At 69.5% G+C, this 20,874-nt stretch carries 19 protein-coding genes; 12 read left to right on the top strand and 7 right to left on the bottom strand.

The annotated features are described in order from the left end of the window. The first annotated feature begins 82 nt into the window (after positions 1 to 82). The 4 genes from DRV96_RS14625 to DRV96_RS14610 all read left to right on the top strand — a co-directional run bounded on the left by DRV96_RS14625 (position 83) and on the right by DRV96_RS14610 (position 4,050). The gene (locus DRV96_RS14625) at positions 83 to 1,348 is read left to right on the top strand and encodes a TIGR03088 family PEP-CTERM/XrtA system glycosyltransferase (RefSeq protein ID WP_119292424.1); all 1,266 of its coding nucleotides are present in this window, start codon (positions 83 to 85) and stop codon (positions 1,346 to 1,348) included. Positions 1,349 to 1,410: 62 nt separating this feature from the next. Next, positions 1,411 to 1,665, top strand: coding sequence for a type II toxin-antitoxin system Phd/YefM family antitoxin (locus DRV96_RS14620; protein ID WP_119292422.1), 255 nt, complete (start codon positions 1,411 to 1,413; stop codon positions 1,663 to 1,665). Beyond that, complete coding sequence (locus DRV96_RS14615; protein ID WP_119292420.1) at positions 1,658 to 1,921, top strand: Txe/YoeB family addiction module toxin; 264 nt, start codon at positions 1,658 to 1,660, stop codon at positions 1,919 to 1,921. Before DRV96_RS14620 ends, DRV96_RS14615 begins: the two co-directional genes overlap by 8 nt. A gap of 185 nt (positions 1,922 to 2,106) precedes the next feature. Beyond that, positions 2,107 to 4,050, top strand: coding sequence for an XrtA/PEP-CTERM system amidotransferase (locus DRV96_RS14610; protein WP_119292417.1), 1,944 nt, complete (start codon positions 2,107 to 2,109; stop codon positions 4,048 to 4,050). Positions 4,051 to 4,065: 15 nt separating this feature from the next. Here DRV96_RS14610 and DRV96_RS14605 read toward each other — a convergent pair whose 3' ends face one another. Together DRV96_RS14605 and DRV96_RS14600 are read right to left on the bottom strand one after the other, a co-directional pair. Next, positions 4,066 to 4,320: a Txe/YoeB family addiction module toxin gene (locus DRV96_RS14605; protein WP_119292415.1), complete on the bottom strand. Its 255-nt coding sequence runs from the start codon at positions 4,318 to 4,320 to the stop codon at positions 4,066 to 4,068. Then, a complete protein-coding gene (locus tag DRV96_RS14600) occupies positions 4,317 to 4,568 on the bottom strand; it encodes a type II toxin-antitoxin system Phd/YefM family antitoxin (protein ID WP_119292413.1) in 252 nt (83 codons plus the stop codon). Before DRV96_RS14600 ends, DRV96_RS14605 begins: the two co-directional genes overlap by 4 nt. Before the next feature lie 90 nt (positions 4,569 to 4,658). Between DRV96_RS14600 and DRV96_RS14595 the strand changes: the two genes are divergently transcribed. The 8 genes from DRV96_RS14595 to DRV96_RS14560 all read left to right on the top strand — a co-directional run bounded on the left by DRV96_RS14595 (position 4,659) and on the right by DRV96_RS14560 (position 14,564). Beyond that, complete coding sequence (locus DRV96_RS14595) at positions 4,659 to 5,876, top strand: TIGR04063 family PEP-CTERM/XrtA system glycosyltransferase (RefSeq protein ID WP_119292411.1); 1,218 nt, start codon at positions 4,659 to 4,661, stop codon at positions 5,874 to 5,876. A gap of 25 nt (positions 5,877 to 5,901) precedes the next feature. Then, positions 5,902 to 7,125, top strand: coding sequence for a glycosyltransferase (locus DRV96_RS14590; RefSeq protein ID WP_235823422.1), 1,224 nt, complete (start codon positions 5,902 to 5,904; stop codon positions 7,123 to 7,125). Next, positions 7,118 to 8,497, top strand: coding sequence for a phenylacetate--CoA ligase family protein (locus tag DRV96_RS14585; RefSeq protein ID WP_119292455.1), 1,380 nt, complete (start codon positions 7,118 to 7,120; stop codon positions 8,495 to 8,497). Before DRV96_RS14590 ends, DRV96_RS14585 begins: the two co-directional genes overlap by 8 nt. Beyond that, positions 8,490 to 9,818, top strand: a complete 1,329-nt coding sequence (locus tag DRV96_RS14580) for a putative O-glycosylation ligase, exosortase A system-associated (RefSeq protein ID WP_119292406.1) — start codon at positions 8,490 to 8,492, stop codon at positions 9,816 to 9,818. Before DRV96_RS14585 ends, DRV96_RS14580 begins: the two co-directional genes overlap by 8 nt. Further along, the gene (locus tag DRV96_RS14575; RefSeq protein ID WP_119292403.1) at positions 9,766 to 11,217 is read left to right on the top strand and encodes a phenylacetate--CoA ligase family protein; all 1,452 of its coding nucleotides are present in this window, start codon (positions 9,766 to 9,768) and stop codon (positions 11,215 to 11,217) included. Before DRV96_RS14580 ends, DRV96_RS14575 begins: the two co-directional genes overlap by 53 nt. A gap of 288 nt (positions 11,218 to 11,505) precedes the next feature. Beyond that, positions 11,506 to 12,465, top strand: coding sequence for a prenyltransferase/squalene oxidase repeat-containing protein (locus DRV96_RS14570; RefSeq protein ID WP_210757057.1), 960 nt, complete (start codon positions 11,506 to 11,508; stop codon positions 12,463 to 12,465). A gap of 13 nt (positions 12,466 to 12,478) precedes the next feature. After that, positions 12,479 to 13,312, top strand: coding sequence for a formyl transferase (locus DRV96_RS14565; protein WP_119292399.1), 834 nt, complete (start codon positions 12,479 to 12,481; stop codon positions 13,310 to 13,312). A 10-nt stretch (positions 13,313 to 13,322) separates the two neighbouring features. Then, positions 13,323 to 14,564 carry a hypothetical protein gene (locus DRV96_RS14560; RefSeq protein WP_162911080.1) on the top strand — a complete coding sequence of 414 codons (1,242 nt, stop codon included), beginning with the start codon at positions 13,323 to 13,325 and terminating at the stop codon, positions 14,562 to 14,564. Here DRV96_RS14560 and DRV96_RS18770 read toward each other — a convergent pair. The 5 genes from DRV96_RS18770 to DRV96_RS14530 all read right to left on the bottom strand — a co-directional run. Continuing rightward, positions 14,559 to 16,922 carry a glycosyltransferase family 4 protein gene (locus DRV96_RS18770; protein WP_210757056.1) on the bottom strand — a complete coding sequence of 788 codons (2,364 nt, stop codon included), beginning with the start codon at positions 16,920 to 16,922 and terminating at the stop codon, positions 14,559 to 14,561. The two genes, DRV96_RS14560 and DRV96_RS18770, sit on opposite strands and share 6 nt — an antisense overlap. Next, complete coding sequence (locus DRV96_RS14545) at positions 16,915 to 18,621, bottom strand: asparagine synthetase B family protein (RefSeq protein WP_162911079.1); 1,707 nt, start codon at positions 18,619 to 18,621, stop codon at positions 16,915 to 16,917. The genes DRV96_RS18770 and DRV96_RS14545 overlap by 8 nt, the downstream gene beginning before the upstream one ends. Next, entirely contained in the window at positions 18,618 to 19,547 is a 930-nt protein-coding gene (locus tag DRV96_RS18765; RefSeq protein ID WP_162911078.1) for a glycosyltransferase family 2 protein, read from the bottom strand. The genes DRV96_RS14545 and DRV96_RS18765 overlap by 4 nt, the downstream gene beginning before the upstream one ends. After that, positions 19,544 to 20,440, bottom strand: coding sequence for a glycosyltransferase family 2 protein (locus tag DRV96_RS14535; RefSeq protein ID WP_119292390.1), 897 nt, complete (start codon positions 20,438 to 20,440; stop codon positions 19,544 to 19,546). Before DRV96_RS14535 ends, DRV96_RS18765 begins: the two co-directional genes overlap by 4 nt. A gap of 37 nt (positions 20,441 to 20,477) precedes the next feature. Continuing rightward, positions 20,478 to 20,874 (bottom strand): integrase core domain-containing protein (locus DRV96_RS14530; protein ID WP_162911077.1); only part of this gene is annotated, 397 nt, incomplete at its 5' end.

The raw sequence follows: 20,874 nt of genomic DNA, 5'->3' as shown, positions 1-20,874 counted from the left end.
GCATGGGCGTTGGCCGCGGCGCACAGGTGCTGTCTCGCAACTTCGAGGTGATGCAGTGGGCGCGTGGGGCACGTCGGTGCCTATGAGCCAGCCTCATGAGGAGCGTGAACGGCGCCCCCTTATCGCCCACGTCGTCTACCGCTTCGACACCGGCGGTCTCGAGAACGGCGTCGTCAACCTGATCAACCACCTGCCGGAGGGCGCGTACCGGCACGTCGTCGTCGCGCTGACGGAGGTCACCGACTTCGCGCGGCGCATCCGCCGCCCCGACGTGCGCTGCATCGCGCTGCACAAGCGCCCGGGGCAGACCTGGTGGCTGTACCCGCAGCTGCTGAAGCTGTTTCGCACGCTGCGCCCGGCCATCGTGCACACGCGCAACCTCGCCGCGCTCGAGGTGCAGCCGGCCGCGTGGCTCGCCGGCGTGCCGGTGCGCATCCACGGCGAGCACGGGCGCGACGTGGGTGACTACGACGGCAGCAACCGCACCTACCAGCGCGTGCGGCGTCTGTACCGGCCGTTCGTGCAGCACTACGTGGCGCTGTCGCGCGACCTGCAGCAGTACCTGGTGGACAAGGTGCGCGTGCCGCCGGCGCGAATCAGCCAGATCTACAACGGCGTCGACACGCAGCGGTTTCACCCGCCCGGCGCAGCGACCGAGCCGATCGACGGCTGCCCGTTCGATCCCGCGCGGCACTGGCTCGTCGGCACCGTCGGCCGGATGCAGACGGTCAAGGACCAGCCGACGCTCGCGCGCGCCTTCGTGCGTGCGCTCAGGCTGAAGCCGGCGCTGCGCGAACGGCTGCGGCTCGTGATGGTGGGCGACGGGCCGCTGAAGGCGCCCTGCGAGGCGATCCTTGCCGACGCCGGCGTGCGCGAGCTGGCGTGGCTACCCGGCGAGCGCACCGACGTGCCGGCCGTGATGCGCGGGCTGCACGCGTTCGCGCTGCCGTCGCTGGCCGAGGGCATCTCGAACACGATCCTCGAGGCGATGGCCAGCGGCCTGCCGGTGCTCGCCACGAACGTGGGCGGCAATGCCGACCTCGTCGACGAGGGCGCGACCGGCTGGCTCGTGCCGGCCGCCGACGTCGAGGCGATGGCGCAAGGGCTGGCCCGCTTGGCGCAGGATCCGGCGCACGCCGCCGCGATGGGGCGTGCCGGCCGCGCCGCGGTCGAGGCCCGGTTCAGCCTGCAGGCGATGTTCGAGGCCTACCAGCGCGTCTATGCCGATGGCCTCGCTGCCGCCGGCGTGCTGCCGCCGCCATCGAAGGCCGATGCCACCATGGCGCCGCTGCGAACCCCATCCGTCGCTGGATCTGGCGTCCACCGCGAGGAGCGCGACGAGCGATGAGGCTTGCTGCGATTCCCCAGGGTTTGCAGTGCTAGACTTGTACAAATAAAAGGACAGGTCTCATGCGTGTCGTCACCTTCTCCGAAGCTCGGAATCGTCTGAAACAGGTCATCGACCAGGTGGTGAACGATGCCGACGTCACCGTCATCGCCCGGCGTGACGCGCCTGATGCGGTCGTGATGTCGCTGGACACCTACAACAGCTGGATGGAGACGGTGCACCTGCTGAAGTCGCCGGCCAACGCGGCGCACCTTGCCAGGTCCATCGCCGAGCTCCGTGCCGGCGAGGCGCAGGAGCGCGGACTCGCCGATGCCTGAGCGGGTCGTCTGGACGGCGTCAGCCTGGGGCGACTACCTGTACTGGCAGAGCCAGGACCGCAAGACGCTCAAGCGCATCAACGCGTTGATCCAGGACGCGATGCGCCACCCCTTCGAAGGCATCGGCAAGCCCGAGCCTTTGCGGGAGAACCTTGCAGGCTTCTGGTCGCGGCGCATCGACGACACCCATCGCCTCGTCTACACGGTAGAGGGCGACATGCTGGCCGTCGTCGCCTGTCGGTATCACTACGACTGACCCCGGCGGGGGAGGGCGCATCCAGGCCCCCCGTTCAAGGGGTCCGTGCCGTGTGTCGGAAATCATGACACCCGGCGGTGGAGGCGAAATGCGCTCACGAGCGTCATGGGCCTCGCCTACCATTGCCGCTGCGCAGGTTGCGGCACCGGACGGTGCGGCGGCGCGAATCGGGCCCCCAACTCCCCATGTGCGGCATCACCGGCATCTTCGACACCCGCGGCACGCGTGACATCGACCGCGCGGTGCTGCAGCGCATGAACGACGCGCAGTTCCACCGCGGGCCCGACGAGGGCAGCGTGCACGTCGAGCCGGGGCTGGGGCTCGGCCACCGGCGGCTGTCGATCATCGACATCGCCACCGGCCAGCAGCCCCTCTTCAACGAAGACGGCTCGGTCGTCGTCGTCTTCAACGGCGAGATCTACAACTACCAGCAGCTGATCCCCGAGCTGCAGGCTGCGGGGCACACCTTCCGCACGAAAAGCGACACCGAGGTCATCGTCCACGCGTGGGAGCAGTGGGGCGAGGCGTGCGTCGAGCGCTTTCGCGGCATGTTCGCGTTCGCGCTGTGGGACCGCGGCCGCCAGACGCTGTTCCTCGCGCGCGACCGGCTGGGCGTCAAGCCGCTGTACTACGCGCTGCTCGACGACGGCCGGCTGCTGTTCGGCAGCGAGCTCAAGAGTCTGCTCGCCCACGGGGGCCTGAAGCGCGATCTCGACCCGCTCGCGGTCGAGGAGTACTTTGCGCTCGGCTACGTCGCCGAGCCGCGCACGATCTTCAGGCAGGCGAGGAAGCTGCCGCCGGCACACACGCTCGCGATCCGTCGCGGGGCGCCGCTGCCCGAGCCGCGCGAGTACTGGGACGTGCGCTTCACGCTCGACAACCCGATCGCCCTCGACGAGGCCTGCGCCGAACTGCAGCACCGGCTGCAGGAGTCGGTGCGGCTGCGCATGATTTCGGAAGTGCCGCTCGGGGCGTTCCTGTCGGGCGGTGTCGACTCGAGCGCGGTGGTGGCGACGATGGCGGGCCTCTCGGCCGAGCCGGTCAACACCTGCAGCATCGCGTTCGACGACCCGAAGTACAACGAGAGCGAGTTCGCGCAGAAGGTCGCGAGCCGCTACCGCACGAACCACCGCGTCGAGACCGTCAAGTCCGACGACTTCGACCTCATCGACACGCTCGCCACGCTGTACGACGAGCCCTACGCCGACAGCTCGGCGATCCCGACCTACCGCGTGTGCCAGCTCGCGCGCAAGCACGTCACGGTGGCGCTGTCGGGCGACGGCGGCGACGAGAACTTCGCCGGCTACCGCCGCTACCGCCTGCACCTGATGGAAGAGCGGCTGCGCAGTGCGCTGCCGCTGTCGGTGCGCCAGCCGGTGTTCGGCCTGCTCGGGCGCGTCTACCCGAAAGCCGACTGGGCGCCGCGCGTGCTGCGCGCCAAGACCACGTTCGAGGGCATGGCGCGCACGTCGGTCGAGGCGTACTTCCATTCGGTGTCGCTGCTGCGCGGGCCGATGCGCGCGCAGCTGTTCAGCCCGGCGTTCAAGGCGCTGCTCGGCAGCTACGACGCGCGGCAGGTCTTCGAGCGCCACGCCGCGCGCGCCGGCACCGACGACCCGCTCGCGCTCGTGCAGTACCTGGACCTGAAGACGTACCTCGTCGGCGACATCAACACCAAGGTCGACCGCGCGAGCATGGCGCACAGCCTCGAGGTGCGCGAGCCGCTGATGGACCACCCGCTCGTCGAGTGGCTGGCCACGCTGCCGAACCACCTGAAGGTGCGCGGCCACGAGGGCAAGGTGCTGCTGAAGAAGGCGATGGAGCCGCTGCTGCCGCACGACGTGCTGTACCGCCCGAAGATGGGTTTCGCGGTGCCGCTCGAGCGCTGGTTCCGCGGCCCGCTGAAGCAGCGCGTGAAGGACGCCGTGCTGGGCGAGCGCCTCGCGGCCACCGGCTGGTTCGACCACAAGTACCTCGAGCACCTGGTGCACGCGCACCACAGCGGCGTGCGCGACTACAGCGCGCCGCTGTGGTCGCTGCTGATGTTCGATGCGTTCCTGCGGCAAGTGGTCGATGCCGAGGCGCCGACGCTCGACGCGCGCCGTGCGCCCGCGGAGGCGCTGGCGTGATGCTTCGGTGGCCGCTTAGTAGTGGTAGCGCAGCTGCGCGATCAGCAGCGCGCCGTCCGACACCTTGTAGACCATCCGGTGCTCGCTGGAAATCCGCCGCGACCAATAGCCCGACAGCGCGTGCTTCAGCGGCTCGGGCTTGCCGATGCCCGCGAACGGCTCGCGCTGCACGTCGCGAATCAGTTCGTGGATGCGCTCGACCGTCTTGCGGTCGTGTCTGTGCCCGCAAAGGTAGTCTTCCCAGGCCTGCTCGGCAAAGACGAGCTTCACGGCAGCAGTTCGCGCTCCACGCCGCGGCCGGCTTCGAGCTCGGCGATGGCCGCCAGCAGCCGCCGTGCATTGGCTGGGCTGCGCAGCAGGTGAGCGGTCTCCTCGAGCGCGCGGTAGTCCTCGAGCGAGAGCATCACGACCGACGGCTCCCCATGGCGCGTGATGATCAAGGGCTCGTGATCGTGGGCCACGCGGTCCATCACCGACGCCAGGTTGGCCCGCGCTGCGGAATAGCTGATGGCATCCATATGAAGAACAGCGAGCTCCGTTTACGTACAGATTATTGTACAAGGTCGGCGCGCGCGCTGCAGCATCCTGCCTGACGGCCCGGCCCGATCATGCGCATCCTCCACGTCCTCGACCACTCGATCCCGCTGCACAGCGGCTACACGTTCCGCACGCTCGCGATCCTGCGCGAGCAGCGCAAGCTCGGCTGGCAGACCTTCCACGTTACAAGTCCGAAGCACACCGCCACGCGTGACAGCGAGGAAACGGTCGACGGCTGGCACTTCTATCGCACGCTGGTGCCCAGCGGCGGCAAGAAGCTGCCGGGCCTGGGCGAGGTGGAGCTGATGCGCCAGTTCGAGCGGCGCCTGCGCGCTGTGGCGCAAATGGTGGAACCCGACATCATCCACGCCCACTCGCCGGTGCTCAACGCCATTCCGGCGCTTCGGGTGGGCAAGGAGCTTGGCATTCCAGTCGTCTACGAGGTGCGTGCCTTCTGGGAAGACGCCGCCGTCGACCACGGCACCACCACCGAGGGCAGCCTGCGCTACCGACTGAGTCGGCGCATGGAAACGCACGCGCTCAAGCGCGCGGCGCACGTGTTCACGATCTGCGAGGGACTGCGCAGCGACATCGTGGCGCGCGGCATCGCGGCCGACAGGGTGACCGTGATTCCGAACGCGGTGGACATCGACGCCTTCGAGCCCGGCGGCACGCCCGACGAGGCGCTGAAGGCGCAGCTGGGGCTGGCCGGTGCCACCGTCGTCGGCTTCATCGGCAGCTTCTACGCCTACGAGGGCCTGGACCTGCTGCTGGCCGCACTGCCGCGCCTGCTGGCGCAGCGCCCCGACGTGCGCGTGCTGCTGGTGGGCGGCGGCCCGCAGGAGCAGGCGCTGAAGGCGCAGGCTGCCGCGCTCGGCGTGGCCGAGAAGGTCGTCTTCACCGGCCGCGTGCCGCACCAGCAAGTGCAGCGCTACTACGACCTCGTCGACGTGCTGGCCTACCCGCGCCACAGCATGCGGCTGACCGAACTCGTCACGCCGCTCAAGCCGCTCGAGGCGATGGCGCAGGGCCGGCTGCTGGTGGCCAGTGACGTCGGCGGGCACAAGGAACTGATCCGCCACGGCGAGACGGGCGTGCTGTTCCGTGCCGGCAGTGCCGACGCGCTCGCGCAGGCCCTGCTCGACCTGCTCGCGCAGCGCGAGCGCTGGCCGCAGCTGCGTGCCGAGGGGCGCCGCTTCGTCGAGGCCGAGCGCAACTGGGCGCGCAGCGTGGCCGGTTACCGGCCGACGTTCGAGCGCCTGGCAGCTCCTTCGCTGGCCCATGCCTGACCCTGCTGGTCTACCTCACGTCGTCGTGTTCAGCAGCCTGTTCCCCAGCGAGCGGCAGCCGATGGCGGGCCTGTTCATTCGCGAACGCATGTTCCGCGTCGGGCGGCAGATGCCAATCGCGGTCGTCTCGCCGGTGCCGTGGTTCCCGCTGCAGGCGCTGCTGCGCCGCTGGCGTCCGGGCTTTCGGCCTGGCGCTGCACCCCACGAGACGCAGCAGGGGGTGGACGTGTGGTTCCCGCGCTTCTTCTCCGTGCCGGGCTTGTTCAAGAGGCTCGACGGTCTGTTGATGGCGCTGGGCGCCTGGCCCCGCCTGCGCCGGTTGCAACGTGCTGGCCGGCTCGACGTGCTTGACGCCCACTTCGGCTACCCGGAGGGCTATGCCGCGACACTGCTCGGCCGCTGGTTGCGCGTGCCGGTGACGCTCACGCTGCGCGGCACCGAGGCGCGACACGCGCGTGATCCCGCGCTGGCGCGCAAGCTGCGGCAGGCACTGCAGCGGGCCAGCCGGGTATTTGCGGTGTCCGACTCGCTGCGACAGGTGGCGATCGGCTTGGGGATCCCGCCGGAGAAGGTGCGCGTTGTCGGCAACGGGGTGGACTTGGACAAGTTCAGCCCATTGCCGAGGGCCGAGGCGCGGCGCCGCCTCGGTCTGCCGCTCGACGCCCCCGTCTTGATCACGGTCGGCGGCCTTGTCGAGCGCAAAGGTTTTCACCGCGTGATCGAACTGCTGCCGGCACTGAGACGCCGCCACCCCGGGCTGAGCTATCTCGTCGTGGGTGGCCCCAGCCCGGAAGGCGACATGACGGCGGCGCTCCAGCAGCAGGTGGCCAGACTGCGGCTGGGCGATGCCGTGCACTTTCTGGGGCCTCTGCCACCCGAGGAACTGCGTGTGCCGCTCTCGGCCGCAGACGTCTTCGTACTGGCCTCGCGCAACGAGGGTTGGGCTAACGTCCTGCTCGAAGCCATGGCCTGCGGCTTGCCGGTGGTGGCCACGGACGTAGGCGGCAACGCCGAAGTCGTGTGCGGCCCGTCGCTGGGCCTTGTCGTGCCCTTTGGCGACCCCGACGCTTTGCAACAGGCGCTGGACAGGGCGTTGAGTGCGTCTTGGGATACCGAGGCGATTCGCAGCTACGCGCAGCGCAACACGTGGAACCAACGTGTGCAGGTGCTTACCGAAGAGTTCTGCACACTGCACGCGCGAGCCAGCACCGCACCTGCCACCGTGCATCGGGAGGTTGGACGTGTCTAGCCTGTACACCCGCTTCGTCGCTGGCGCGCTGTTCCCGCTGCACGAGGCGCTCAAGCGGCATGACACCGTGCGCGTGCGCCGCGAACTGGAGCGCACCCAGTGGCTGCCACCCGACGAGCTGCAGGCGCTGCAGTTGCAGCGCCTTCGTGCGCTGCTGCGTCACGCAGGCCAGCACGTACCGTATTACCGCGACCTGTTTGCGCACATCGGCTTCGTCCCGGCAGACGTGCAGCGTCTCGAAGATTTGCAGTGCCTGCCGTTTCTCACCAAGCCGCTGATCCGCGAGCACACCGAGTCGCTGAAGGCTGACGACGCCCGCAGCCTCGCGCGGTTCAACACTGGCGGCAGCAGCGGCGAGCCGCTGATCTTCTTCATTGGCCGTGAGCGCGTCAGCCATGACGTGGCGGCCAAGTGGCGAGCCACGCGCTGGTGGGGTGTCGACATCGGCGACCCCGAGATCGTGGTCTGGGGCTCACCGATCGAACTCGGTGCGCAGGACCACCTGCGTGCGTGGCGCGACAAGCTGCTGCGCACCGAACTGCTGCCCGCCTTCGAGATGAGCGACGCCAAGCTCGATGGTTTCGTGCGGACCATCCGTGTGCGGCGGCCGAAGATGCTCTTTGGTTATCCCAGTGCACTCAGTCACATCGCCCGCCACGCCGAGCAGCGCGGCCAGCGCATGGACGACTTGGGGATCTGCGTGGCCTTCTGCACCAGCGAGAGGCTGTACGACGATCAGCGGGCCGCCATCGAGCGCGTTTTCGGCTGCAAAGTGGCCAACGGCTACGGCGGGCGCGATGCGGGCTTCATCGCCCACGAGTGCCCCGAAGGCGGCATGCACCTGACCGCGGAAGACCTGATCGTCGAGATCGTCGGCTCCGACGGCCGCGTGCTACCGGCCGGCGAGGCGGGCGAGATCGTCGTCACCCATCTGGCCACGGGCGAGTTCCCGTTCATCCGCTACCGCACCGGCGACGTGGCCGTGCTGAGCAAGGAGCGCTGCGCCTGCGGACGTGGGCTGCCGTTGCTGAAGGAGATCCAGGGACGCACCACCGACTTCGTCGTTGCCGCCGACGGCACGGTGATGCATGGGCTGGCGTTGATCTACGTTCTCCGCGACGAGCCTGCCGTGCAGCAGTTCAAGATCGTGCAGGAGAGCCTGCTGCGCACGCGAGTGCAGATAGTCTGCCACCCTGGCATTGCCGAACCGGACGTTGATTCCATCGTTGCAAAGCTCAAGGCCCGTCTCGGGGCTGGTGTGGAAATCTGCGTCGAACGCGTCGACTCGATCGCGGCCGAGCGTTCCGGAAAGTATCGCTATGTCGTGAGCCATGTTGCTCGCGACACCAGGGAGGTTGCCTGCAATGCGTGACCTCGTCTTGGCCTGCATCGTCTTCGGCGCGCTGCCGTTCATCCTCAAGCGCCCCTTCTGGGGCATCCTGTTGCTGGCGTGGCTCGGCTACATGAATCCGCACCGTCTAGCGTGGGGGTTCATGTACTCGATGCCGGTCGTGCAGATCGTCGCGATCGTCACGCTGATCGGCATGCTGGTCTCGAAAGAGGCCAAGCGCATGGTGTGGAGTCGCGAGATCGTCGTGCTCGTGCTCTTCATCGCGTGGATGGGCATCACGACGACGACGGCGTTCTACCAGAACCTCGCGATGCAGCAGTACGAAAAGGTGATCAAGATCCAGATCCTGACCTTCATGACGCTGCTGATGCTGACGTCCGAGCGCAAGGTCCACCTGTTCATCTGGACCATCGCGCTGTCGCTCGGTTTCTACGGGGTCAAGGGCGGGCTGTTCACGATCGCCAACGGCGGGGTCTACCGGGTCCAGGGGCCATCGGGGACTTTCATCGGCGGCAACAACGAACTGGCACTCGCGCTGGTCATGACGATTCCTCTGATGCGTTATCTGTATCTTCAGGAGAAGCACAAGTACATCAAGCTCGGCCTCGCGGCGGCAATGGTTCTGACCGCCATCGCCGCGTTCGGCACGCAGTCGCGGGGGGCGCTGGTGGCGCTCGTCCTCACCGGTGGCATCTTCTGGCTGAAGAGCCGGCACAAGTTCGTCACGGCCATCCTCGTCGTCGCGGCGGGAGGCGTCGCGCTGTCCGTGATGCCGCCCGAGTGGTACGAGCGGATGAGTACCATCAAGTCCTACGAGGAGGACGCCTCCGCGCAGGGGCGGATCAACCAGTGGGGCAATGCGATCAACATTGCCAACGACCGCATCACCGGCGGTGGATTCGAAACCTGGCAGCGGCCCGTGTGCGAGCGCTACGCGCCCAACCCCAACGACTGCCGGGACGTGCACAGCATCTACTTCGAGGTGCTCGGCGAGCACGGCTGGATCGGGTTGGCCATCTTCCTGACCCTGCTGGGCATGACATGGCTGAAGTGCGGCTCGATCATCCGCCGCACGAAGAAGGATCCTGCGCTGCTGTGGGCGCGCGACCTCGCCGCGATGGTCCAGGTGAGCATGGTGGCCTACCTGAGCGCGGGAGCCTTCCTGGGGCTGGCCTACTTCGACTACATCTACCACCTGGTGGCAGTGGTCGTCGTGACGAATCATCTGGTGGGTCAGGCGACCAAGTCGGCGCCCAAAGCGGTCGGTGCCGGTTTGCCAGCCAGCCGCGATGAGGGCCTTCAGGCATCGCCACCCGCCCGCCTCTCGCGGGACCGGCGGTAGACCGTCGAGCGTGTTCGCACAGGCTTTGGCTCGCACCGTCTACCGCACGCAGGAGCGCGCAGTGCGTCGGCCCACGTTCGACTATCTGGCCGATCTGGAGCGCAGCCAGTGGCTCGATCGTGCGGGCATCGAGGCGCTGCAACTGGCCAAGCTGCGCGAACTGCTTGGCGTGGCCTGGTTGCATTCACCCTGGCACCGCCGCCGCCTCGAGGCGGCGGGCTTGTCCCCCGGCGCTCTGACCCACCTGCACGACCTGCGACCGCTGCCCTGCATGACCAAGCAGGACGCCGCCGCGCACCACGAGGAAATGGTTTGGCGCGGCGTTCCCGGTGGAGCCTTCAAATACAACACTGGCGGCTCCAGCGGGATGCCGCTCATCTTCCACTTTGGCCGCCGGCGTCAGGCATCGGATGCCGCGGGCCGCATGCGTGCGCGGCGCTGGTGGGGTGTCGAGCCGGGGGATCCGGAGGCTTACCTGTGGGGTGCGCCGGTCGAACTCAGCAAGACCGACTGGGTCAAGACGGTGCGCGACCGGCTGATCAATCAGCTCGTGCTCAACGCGTTCGCGATGTCGCCCGCGCGCATGGACGACTACCTCGACGCGCTCGAACGCTTCTCTCCGAGCTGTCTTTACGGCTACGCCAGCTCGGTCGCGTTGCTGGCCGCACACGCGAAGGAGCGCGGGCGGCGGCCGCGCCTGCCGCGGCTGAAGGTCGTCTGCACCACCGGCGAGCCGCTGTACCCGCATCAGCGCACGCTGATCGGCGAGGTCTTCGGCGCATCGGTCGCCAACGAGTTCGGCAGCCGCGACATCGGCTTCACCGCGCACGAGAGCCCCGACAATCCCGCCGGTGCGATGTTGCTGATGAGCGAGAGCATCATCCTCGAGGTGCTTGATGCGCAGGGCCAACCCGTGGCACCCGGCGAGCTGGGCGAAGCGGTGATGACCGGTCTGTGCTCCGATGCGCAGCCCTTCATCCGCTACCGCACTGGCGACATGGTGCGCCTGAGCCCCGAGCCCGACCGCGCCGGCCGCGGCCTGCACGTGATCGCCGAGGTCGTCGGCCGCCGCACCGATTTCCTGGTGCGACCCGACGGCACCATCATGCACGCCCTCGCGGGCATCTACGTGCTGCGCGCGACCGAGGGCGTGGGCGAGTTCAAGCTCGTCCAGCACGCCGTGCGCGACCTCGAGGTGCTCGTCGTTCCCGGCCCCGGCTGGGCGGCCGAGCGTGTGCCGGCGATCGAGGCCGGGCTGCGCCAGCGCCTGGGCGACGACGTGCGCGTCACCGTGCGTGTCGTCGACGCCATCGCGCCCGAGGCCTCTGGCAAGCACCGCTACGTGGTCAGCCACGTGCCGCTGCAGGGCGAGCTGGCGCAGGCCGCCGCCATAGACTGAGTCACGACCAGAACACGACCATGAACGTGATCGACCTCGTGCGCCTGCCCGCACGGCTACAAGCCCTGGCGAGCGCGCCACCTGAGCCTGGTGTGGGACAGCGTGCGCGGCACCACGGCGCCCCAGCAGCCGCACGCCGTGCACCTGGCCGCTGCCATCGACTGGCTGTGCCGCGCGCAGGACGTGCGCGATGGGCAGCCCGACGCCGGCGGCGTCTCCGCCGGCTGGAGCTTCGAAGACGGCTGGCTGCCCAGCTATCCCGAGACCACCGGCTACATCATCGAGACGATGCTCGCCGCAGCCAGCGCGCTCGACCGCCCGGAGCTCGTCGCGCGCGCGCAGCGCATGATCGACTGGGAGCTCTCGATCCAGCTGCCCGATGGCGCCTTCCCGGGCCACTTCGGCGAGGCGGGCAGCCGGCCGGTGATCTTCAATACCGGGCAGATCATGCACGGGATGATCGCCGGCTACACGCAGCTGAGGCGCGACGAGTGCCTGGCGGCCGCCGTGCGTGCGGGCCACTGGCTGGCCGATCAGCAGGACGACGACGGTTGCTGGCGCAGGTTCGAGCACCACGACACGCCGCACGTGTACAACACCCGCGCGACCTGGCCGTTGCTGGCCACCGGCCTGATCGCGAACGAGCCCCGTCTGGTGCGGGCGGCGCGCAGGAACCTCCACTGGGCGCTGACCCAACAGACCGCCAGCGGCTGGTTCGCCACCAACGCCTTCGTGCCCTGGAAGTCGCCGTTCACGCACACCATCGCCTACGCCATCCGCGGCTTCCTCGAGTCGGGCGTGCTGCTCGGCGACGAGCGCTATCTGAACGCGGCGCTGAAGGCAGGGCGCGGCATCGCCGCCGTGCAGCGCGCCGACGGATGGCTTGCCGGTACCTACCGCGACGGCTGGGTGGCCGATGCGTCGTACGCCTGCCTCACCGGCGTGGCGCAGATGAGCCTCAACTGGACACGTCTCGCACAGGTCACCGGAGCCGATGAACTGCGCACCAACGCCCGATCGGCACTCGCGTACCTCAAGACGACGCACCGGCTCGATCACCCCGATCCGGCGGTACGCGGCGGCATCGCCGGTTCGGCGCCGATCTGGGGCGATTACTCGCGTTTCGAGTACCCCAACTGGGCGGCCAAGTTCTTCGCCGACGCGCTGATGATGGACATGCTCGACGTGTCGGTGCCACCGGTGCCCACGCTGGCGGCAGCGCCGACGTCGCTTGCGTCCCATGGCTGACGCTGCCGCTGTGATGCCGGGCGAGGCTGCGCGCCTGAAGGTGCTCGTGCTGTGCGGCCGCAGCCCGCGGCACCTGTACGTGGCCAACGCGCTGTGCCGCGCGGGCGACGTGCAGGCCATCGTGCAGGAGACGGGTTCGGAGTTCTCGTGGAAGAAGCTGCTCAGGCAGCTGCGGCCCGACAACTTCTCGCGCAAGGCCTGGCGCTGGCTGCGCGACCGGCGGCGCTATACCGGCGGCGGCGAGGCGAAGTTTTTCTTCGGCGACCAGCCACCGCGGCTGGACCGGCCGGAGCTGGTGCGCGAGGTGCCGCACATCAACCACCCCGACGTGGTCGCCTTGGCGCGCGAGCTGCAGCCCGACCTGATCGCCGTCTTCGGCACTTCGCTGATCCGTGGCGAGCTGCTGACCACGGGGCGGCTGGGTATCGCGAACCTGCACGGCGGTCTGTCGCCCGAGTACCGGGGTGCCGACTGCACGTTCTGGGCGTTGTACAACGGCGAGCCCGAGAAGGTGGGCTGCACACTGCACTGGATCGACGCCGGCATCGACACCGGCGGCTTGATCGCGCACGTGAGCCCCGAGGTGCGGCCCGACGACGATGAACTGCGGCTGTTCTGGCGGGCGGTGCAGACGAGCGCGCAGGTCTATGCCGAGTTGCTGCGCCGTTTGGCCGCTGGCGAACGCTTCGGGCAGGTACAGCCGCACAAGGGGCGGCTGTACCAGGTGAAGCAGCGTGGACTGAGGCATGAGCGAGTCGTCGACCGCCGGTTGGCGCAGGGGCTGCTGCGGGGGCTCGACCTCGGCGTGCGCGTATGCTGGTACCCGGCTGCCGGCAGCCGATCCTGAGGCACGATCCGTGTCTTGGTCGTGGAACCTGCTCGCTGCAGGCGTCATGCTGGTATGGGGGGCAGCAGTGGCCGCGGTTCTGTTGGCGTGTCGTGGCGCGATCGGCCGCGCCTGCCGTGCGCCGGTGTTCCGGCGACCGATCCTCGTGCTCGAAAGCGACGACTGGGGCGCCGGCCCGTTGTCGCAGGCGCAGGCGCTACAGCAGATTGCGGCCATCCTGGCCCGGCACCGAGACGGGGCAGGGCGGCATCCGGTGATGAGCCTGGCGCTGGTGCTGGCGGTGCCAGACGGCCCGACCATCGCGGCCGGTGGGGCCTACCGTCGCGTCGAGCTCGACGCACCGCCGCTGGCGTCCATCCTCGCAGCCCTGAAGGACGGACTGGCCCGCCACGTGTTCAGCTTGCAGTTGCACGGCCACGAGCACTTCTGGCCGCCCGCGCTCGTCGCCAGCACCGACCCGGCGGTGGTGGGCTGGCTGCGACGGGCGCCGCCCGCCGTCACCGAGCAGTTGCCCTCGCACCTGCAGAGCCGCTGGGTCGATGCGTCGCGACTGCCATCGGCACCGCTGCCGGCTGCCGAAGTGCGTTCCGCCGTCGATGCCGAGGTGGCGGCATACCGCCGCATCGTGGGTGAGCCACCGGCCGTCGTCGTGCCGCCCACCTTCGTCTGGACGCGTGATGTCGAACGCGCGTGGGCTGCGGCCGGCATCGAGTTCGTCGTCACGCCGGGCTGGCGCTCGACACAGCGCAACGCCAAGGGCCTGCCCGATGGCGACGAGGGTCCGATTGTCAATGGCGATCGTGCCGACGGGCTGACCTACCTCGTGCGCACCGACTACTTCGAGCCTGCTCGCGGTCGCGACGCCGCGTATGCGTTGCACGCCCTGAGCAAGGCCGTGGCCGAGGGGCAGCCGTGCATTCTCGAGAATCACCGCGACAACTTCATCCTCGACGCCGAGCAGTGCCGCCGCAGTCTGGAAGAACTCGATGCGCTGTGCGCAGCGGCCTTGCGCCAGCATCCCGAGCTACGGTTCCTGTCGACAGTCGAATTGGGACGCATCCTGCGCAGCGGCGACCCGCAGTGGATCGTGCAGTCGTGGCGCGAGCGGCTGCCCTTCTTCTGGCAGCGCCTGCACCACAGCGGGCGGCTTTGGAAGCTGATGCGGCTCACGGGGCTGGCGGCGCTCGGCACCGTGCTGGTCGCGACATTCGGCCGTCAGGCTGCTGCCCCGACGGCCGGCACGGCCTCATGACGTCACCAGCCGCCGGATCAACTCCACCCGCCGCTGCGGCGTGAAACCGGCCAGGATGCGCTGGCGCCCCGCCTCGCCGAGCCGCTGTGCCAGCGCAGGATTCAGCAGCAGCTGCGCGAGGCCCGCTTCCACGGCCGCCACGCTGTCGCCGTCCACGCGCAGCCCGTTCAGCCCGTCCACCACGGCCGAGCCGGTGCCGCCCGTGATACCGGCCACCGCCGGTTTCGCGCAGGCGTTGGCTTCGAGGTAGACGATGCCGAAGCCCTCGGTGTCGCCCTCGATGTCGCGGTTGGGCATGGCGAACACGTCGCAGGCGTTGTACCAGCGCGGCAGGTCGTCGGGCGCGACGTGGCCCAGCAGGTGCAACCGCTCGCGCACGCCCAGCTCGGTGGCGGTGCGCTCGAGGTAGTCCCAGTCCTCGCCGATGCCGACGATGGCGTGGTGCACGTCGATGCCGCGCGCCAGCAGCCCCGGCAGCGCACGCACGACCTGGTCGAAGCTCTTGCGACGCTGCAGCCGGCCGACCGAGAGGATCAGCTTCTGCGCGGGCCCGAGGCCGATGCCCGCGCGCAGGTCGTCGCAGGGCAGACCGGGACGGAAGCGTTCGGCGTCGACCACCGGGTAGGCCATCGCGATGCGCTGTGGCCGCACGCCGATCAGCGACACCAGCGTGTCGCGTGTGAAATCGCTGTTGGCCAGCACCGTATCGGCGTGGCGCAACGCGAAGCACATCGTCTGAAACTTGCGTCCCCGTCCCCAGCCGGTCAGCTCTTCGCCGTGGGCGTAGATCACGACGCGGCAGCCTCGCAGCCGCCCCACGGCCCAGGCCACCAGCCCTTCGGGCAATGCACGGCCCGCCAGGACTGCCGCGAAGCGGTTGGTGAGCGCCAGCCGCATCGAGGTGACGAACATGCGCGTGTACATCGCCAGCGACTCCGGCCGCATCCACTCGTAGCGCTGCAGGTTGAGCCGGTGGATGGTGTTCGGGTGGCCGAGGTCGAAGTCGGCGTCACCGGGGACGGCAGCCGTCACGACGTGCACCTCCCGCCCGCCGAGGCGTCGGCAGTCGTCCTCGAACATCACCGCGGTGCCGCCTTTGGTGGGCAGGTACAGCTCGGTGATCATCAGCAGCGGCAGCGGGGGGGGCATCTGCTCACGCACTGACCGGCCCAGCAGCTGCGCGTACAGCACCTCGTAGCGGTCGGCCACCGTACCGATCGCGTAGCGCGCCGTGGCGACCTCGCGGCCCTTCGCGCCCATCTGCGGCCCGGTGGGCCCCAGTACGCGGCGGATGGCCTGCGCCAGGCCAACGACGTCGTCCGGCGGGTACAGGTGGCCGGTCACGCCGTCGTCGATCAGCTCGCGGCTGCCGCTGGCGCTCGCGGCCACGCAGGGCAGGCCCGCCGCCATCGCCTCCAGCACCACATTGGGCAGTCCCTCTTTGTACGAGGGCAGCACGAGCGCATTGGCGCAGCGGTAATAGGGCGCCAGATCGGCGTGGTAGTCGTGCAGCGCAAAGCGTTGCGGGTGCGCTTGCGCCAGCGCTGCCAGATGGGCGCGCAGACGTCCATCGGGGTCGTCGCGTCCCTGCGGGCCCACGGCCAGCAAGAGCGCACCGGTGCCGAACGCGTCGTGCGCGACCCACTGCTCGGCCAGCCAGCGGATGTTCTTGCGCGGGTCGAGCACGCCAACGAAAAGCACGATCGGCTGGTCGGCGGGCAGCCCCAGCTGCGCGCGCAGGCCGGGCCGCTCCTCGCTGGACGCGGGGCGGAAGCGCTCCACGTCCACCCCGTTGGGCACGTGGTGGATGCGCTGCAGCGCGATGCCGCCGCTGCGAAACTCCTGCATCAAGTCGCGGCTGATGGCGACGCACGCGCTCACGCGGCGCAGCATGAAGCGGTGGATGGCGCCAACCAGCGAGCCGCGCAGGCCGAGCAAATCGTCCCGGGCCAAGCTCGCCTTGACGATGGACTTCAAACCGAGCAGTCGGGCCAGCGGCCCGACGAACGCGTGCGTGTAGTACGCGCCGTGGCTGTGCAGCACGTCGAAATCCCTGCGCCGCCGCCACACGTAGCGCGCCAGGTTCAGCCACAGCCGGAACTCGCGGTGCTTGCGCAGCCGCCCGGGTTCGAGACGCTGCACCGCAAAGCCGTCGACGACGGCCGTCTCGCTCAGCCCGGGCCAGCGGTTGGTCACGAACTCGATATGGTGGCCGCGCTGGCGCAGTTCGCGCGCGAGCGTCAACGCCTGCAGCGCGGCGCCGCTGTACTCCGGATCGAGGTAGGCCGTGTACATCAGTACCCGCACGGGGCGCGCGGCGTTCAGGTCGGCGGCAGGGGCGCGGGTCGGATCAGGCACCGGAGGCGGGAATGATGAGGTCTTCGTGCGCATCGAGCCAGGCGCCCAGCACCACCAGCGCCCAGACGCGGAACATCAGCCGTTCGTCGCCCGCGACGTACTGCCGCGCATAGCGCCGCACTTCGTCGGCGCGCAGAAGGCCGCGCTCCAGCCACCTTCCGCGCATGACGTATCGGCGCACCATCGCGTGGTCGTCTGCTGCCAGGAAGCGCTGCAGTGGGAAATTGAAACCGTGCTTGGGCAGGTCCCACAGCGGGCGCGGCACATGCCGTGCGAGCAACGCACGCAACACCCGCTTGGATTCGGTGGGCGTGTGACGGTACGGCACGGGAAGTGCTCGCAGGAAGTCAAAGACAGCGCGGTCGCAGAACGGGTAGCGGATCGGCAGGCCCGTGATGCGCTCACACTGGGTCAGCCGCTCGCTCGGCAGGCAGGCCATCACGGCACTGTACCGCTCGACGTGCGCGTGACGCGGGAAGCGCTCGAACGTGCGATAGAAGTGCGTGCGCTCGAGCGAGGCGGGCTCGCCGCACAGTGCCGCGATCTCGCTGGCGGTGAAGCCCTTCCAGCGGATCATCGTCTCTGCCGGGTGCTCGAAGTCCACGAGCGGCGTGTAGCCCGCCAGCGGCGGCACGCGCCGCAGCCAGCGGGTCAGTGCCCGGCGCACGGCGGCCGGCAGCCGCGCCGCGTACGCCACGGCGATGCGCATGTGGCGCGGGGGGTAGAACCCGATCGCGTCTTCGACGCCCGAGCCGTCGAGCACGGTGTCGAAGCGCGTGCGGCAATGCTCGAACGACAGCAGCGTGGCGGGCGTGGCCGGGTCGGCCATCGGCTGGTCCATTTGCCGAACCAGCCGCTCGAAGGCGGCAACGTCGTCCGCATGCGAGAAGCGCAGCACCTGGTGCGTGAGCCCCAGGTGCGAGGCGATCTTCTGCGCCACCGGCGCTTCGTCGAAGGCGGCTCCTTCGAAGCCCACCGTCACCGCGGTCAAGTCGGGGCGCTGGCGGCCCGCGACGGCGCACAGCAGCGCCGAATCGACACCGCCGCTGAGGAATGCGGCCGGCGACCGCGAAGCTTCCAGGCACTGGCTTACGCTGTGCAGCAGGCGCTGCTCGAGGGTGTCGACCGCATCGTCGAAGTCGACGACTGGTGTGGCCAGCGCTGTCGTCTCTTCACGCAAGCCCGATTCGACGCCGCGCGCCGAACACCGCACCCATTGCCCTGGCTCCACCGCCTGCACCCCGGCATACCATGCATTCGGTGCGGCGATGTCGAGGAACCGCAGGTACTCGTGCAGCGCGTGGCGCGATGGCTCCAGCGGGCGCGGCGACACTCGTCGAAGCCCGTCGAGGTCGGTGGCGAAGGCGAAGCGATCCGAGCCGACCTGGCGCAAGTACAGGTCCCGGAACCCGGATGGATCGCGATACAGGTACAGCTCGCCGCGATCGAGGATCGCCAGCGTGAACACCCCCTCCAGCCGCGACGCCAGCGCCAGAGCCCAGCGCTGCCAGGCACATCGAAGCAGCAACCCCAGCGGGGCATCATGCTCGAGCGCGAGGCTGCGCCGCAGCGCCTCAGCGTTCAGCAGGTGCCCGTCGAACCAGGTTCGTGGTGTTTCGGTGTGGCCCCCGCAGGGCGCCTCTTCAAAGGAGACGATGTCGGCGAAACCCCGCGATGCAGTATGCACGGCGGAACTCATCGTGCCCGGCCTTGGCCGGCCGTACCGAGCATCGCTTTGGCCAGCCCCCGCAGCGAGCGCCACGCCGGCCGGTGCCACACGCTGCGCGAGGCCCATCGCATGGCCTCGGCCCGCTGCCCCCGTTGCAGCGCGAGGTCGCACAGGTTCAGGCACTCGTGGGCGACGGCTCGCTTCAGCTGCGCCAGCCCCGCAGCCCGCGCGCCGTCGGCTGGCATCCGCTGGCGGCGCAGAACTTCGAGCCAGGCCAGGCCCATCGCGGCGCGGTCCGCCGAGGTGTTCGCGCCATGTCGCCGCCGCAGCAGGCACACGCGCTCGCACCAGGCCACGGGATGGTGGCGGGCAATGCGCAGCCACAGTTCCAGGTCTTCGACCAGACGCAGGTCCTCGGCGAAAGCGCCGACGGCATCCAGCACCTGGCGGCGCACGATGACGGTGCCGGTGGTGACGAAGTTGTCGTCGAGCAGCCTCGAGTAGGCGTCGGGCACGAGGCCGCTGTCGCCCCAGGCGCGCCGTCCCCAGCCCCCTTCCTCGAACAGCGTGCGCTGCCGTGGTGCTTGCGCGTCGAACTGTCGGCAGTCGCCGAACACCATCGCAGCGTCGGGCTGTTGCTGCAGCACGTCCAGTCGCGCCGCCAGCGAACCTTCGGGCCACAAATCGTCCGCATCGAGGAAGGCGACGAGCGGCCCTTGCGTGGCAGCGATGCCCGCATTGCGCGCGGCCGCCGGCCCCAAGTTGGGTTGCGAGACCAGGCGCACACCGGGCAATTGCTGCACGATGGCTGCGGTGCCGTCCGTCGATCCGTCGTCGACGACGACGACCTCGAGGTCGGCGTCGACGCGCTGCGCCTGCACGCTCGCGATGCACTCGGCGATGAAGGCCTGCGCGTTGTACGCAGGGATGACCACGCTGACGAGCGTCCCGCTCACGGCTGGTGTCCGCTCAGCAGGTCGCGCATCAGCCCCCATGCCCAGCGCCCGCGTCCCAGCGGCGCGTAGAAAGCGGCCTCGCTGGCCCACCGCCACGCCCAGTCCCGACGGCCTGCGCGCGCGGCCATCTTGGCGTAGTCGAGCAGTGCACCCGCACAGGCGTCGCGCCAGAAGCTGCCTCGCTTGCCGGGCGGCAGCAGCGTGCGGTTCTTGCGGAAAGAAGCCAGCGTCGCCGCCCGCATGCGCGGCAGGTGGCTGCTGACGCTGCCTGGCGTGCGCACGACCACCGTCAGTGGTTCGGGGATGCAGGCATAGCGGGTACGCGCCGCGAGGCGGATCCACAGATCCGGGTCCTCGAAGCCGCGCAGCGCCTCGTCGAAGCCGCCGACCTCGGTCAACAACGCCCGCCGTCCCAGCACGCCCGACGTGGAGCCGCTGATGGCCGCACTGCGCACGAAGAGCAGCTCCAGCAGCGGTCCCTCGTCCTCCATGCAACACGGCCAGTCGCCTGCCGGCTTGCCGGCCTGCGTGACCACGCGCGTGGCGGTCGAGCAAAAGCCCACATCCGGGCGGGCGCGCATCAAGGCCACCTGCCGCTCGAGCTTGGCCGGCAGCCACCAGTCGTCGGCATCGAGGAAGGCCACGAACTCGCCGCGGGCCTCGCGCAGGCCGCGGTTGCGCGCGGCCGCCGGGCCGGCATTCGCCTGGGTCAGCAGGCGCAAGCAGTCGCCGTACCCGGCGAGCACACCACAGGTGTCGTCGGTGCTGCCATCGTCGACCGCGATCACTTCGACACCGGCCATCGTCTGCGCGAGCACGCTGTCGACCGCGCGGCGCACGAATGCCGCGGCGTTGTAGGCCGGGATGACGACGGACACGATCGGCGTGTTCAAGCCAAGGCGGCGCGCGTCAAGGTAGTTGTCGCCTCGTTCATGCAGCCAGTGGCTGCGTATCGACGCACCCCGAGCGTGCCTTGACGACGGCGTCGTGTTCAGGGTTCAGAGTCACCGCAGCGATGGGCGTCCAGTTGCGCGTGACGCCCGACCAGCGGCGCGGGTGGCGCTCGCGAGCGTGCAGGTACAGCGCGTGGCGCGCCGCGAGGATCGCCGTGTCGTCGCCTGCGTGACGCTGCGCCGGGCTGACGTAACGGATGCCGCTGTGACGGTGCTCGTGGTTGTACCAGCGCACGAAGTGCGACGCCCACGCGCGGGCCTCGTCGAGGTCGGCGAAGCCCTTGTCCGGGAACTCCGGTCGGTACTTCGCCGTGCGGAACAGACTCTCCACGTAGGCGTTGTCGTCGCTCACGCGCGGGCGCGAGTACGACGGC

Source organism: Azohydromonas sediminis (genome assembly GCF_003574675.1).
Lineage (GTDB): Bacteria > Pseudomonadota > Gammaproteobacteria > Burkholderiales > Burkholderiaceae_C > Calidifontimicrobium > Calidifontimicrobium sediminis.
The sequence above is the reverse complement of the archived record's forward strand: the minus strand, read 5'-3'. Positions and strand labels throughout refer to the sequence as shown.

What these genes read in the sequence shown, in the direction of transcription:
- DRV96_RS14625 (WP_119292424.1), top strand. Translation starts at nt 83, where the DNA reads ATGAGCCAGCCTCATGAGGAGCGTGAACGGCGCCCCCTTATCGCCCAC.
- DRV96_RS14620 (WP_119292422.1), top strand. Translation starts at nt 1,411, where the DNA reads ATGCGTGTCGTCACCTTCTCCGAAGCTCGGAATCGTCTGAAACAGGTC.
- DRV96_RS14615 (WP_119292420.1), top strand. Translation starts at nt 1,658, where the DNA reads ATGCCTGAGCGGGTCGTCTGGACGGCGTCAGCCTGGGGCGACTACCTG.
- DRV96_RS14610 (WP_119292417.1), top strand. Translation starts at nt 2,107, where the DNA reads ATGTGCGGCATCACCGGCATCTTCGACACCCGCGGCACGCGTGACATC.
- DRV96_RS14600 (WP_119292413.1), bottom strand. Translation starts at nt 4,568, where the DNA reads ATGGATGCCATCAGCTATTCCGCAGCGCGGGCCAACCTGGCGTCGGTG.
- DRV96_RS14595 (WP_119292411.1), top strand. Translation starts at nt 4,659, where the DNA reads ATGCGCATCCTCCACGTCCTCGACCACTCGATCCCGCTGCACAGCGGC.
- DRV96_RS14580 (WP_119292406.1), top strand. Translation starts at nt 8,490, where the DNA reads ATGCGTGACCTCGTCTTGGCCTGCATCGTCTTCGGCGCGCTGCCGTTC.
- DRV96_RS14575 (WP_119292403.1), top strand. Translation starts at nt 9,766, where the DNA reads ATGAGGGCCTTCAGGCATCGCCACCCGCCCGCCTCTCGCGGGACCGGC.
- DRV96_RS14570 (WP_210757057.1), top strand. Translation starts at nt 11,506, where the DNA reads ATGCTCGCCGCAGCCAGCGCGCTCGACCGCCCGGAGCTCGTCGCGCGC.
- DRV96_RS14565 (WP_119292399.1), top strand. Translation starts at nt 12,479, where the DNA reads ATGCCGGGCGAGGCTGCGCGCCTGAAGGTGCTCGTGCTGTGCGGCCGC.
- DRV96_RS14545 (WP_162911079.1), bottom strand. Translation starts at nt 18,621, where the DNA reads ATGAGTTCCGCCGTGCATACTGCATCGCGGGGTTTCGCCGACATCGTC.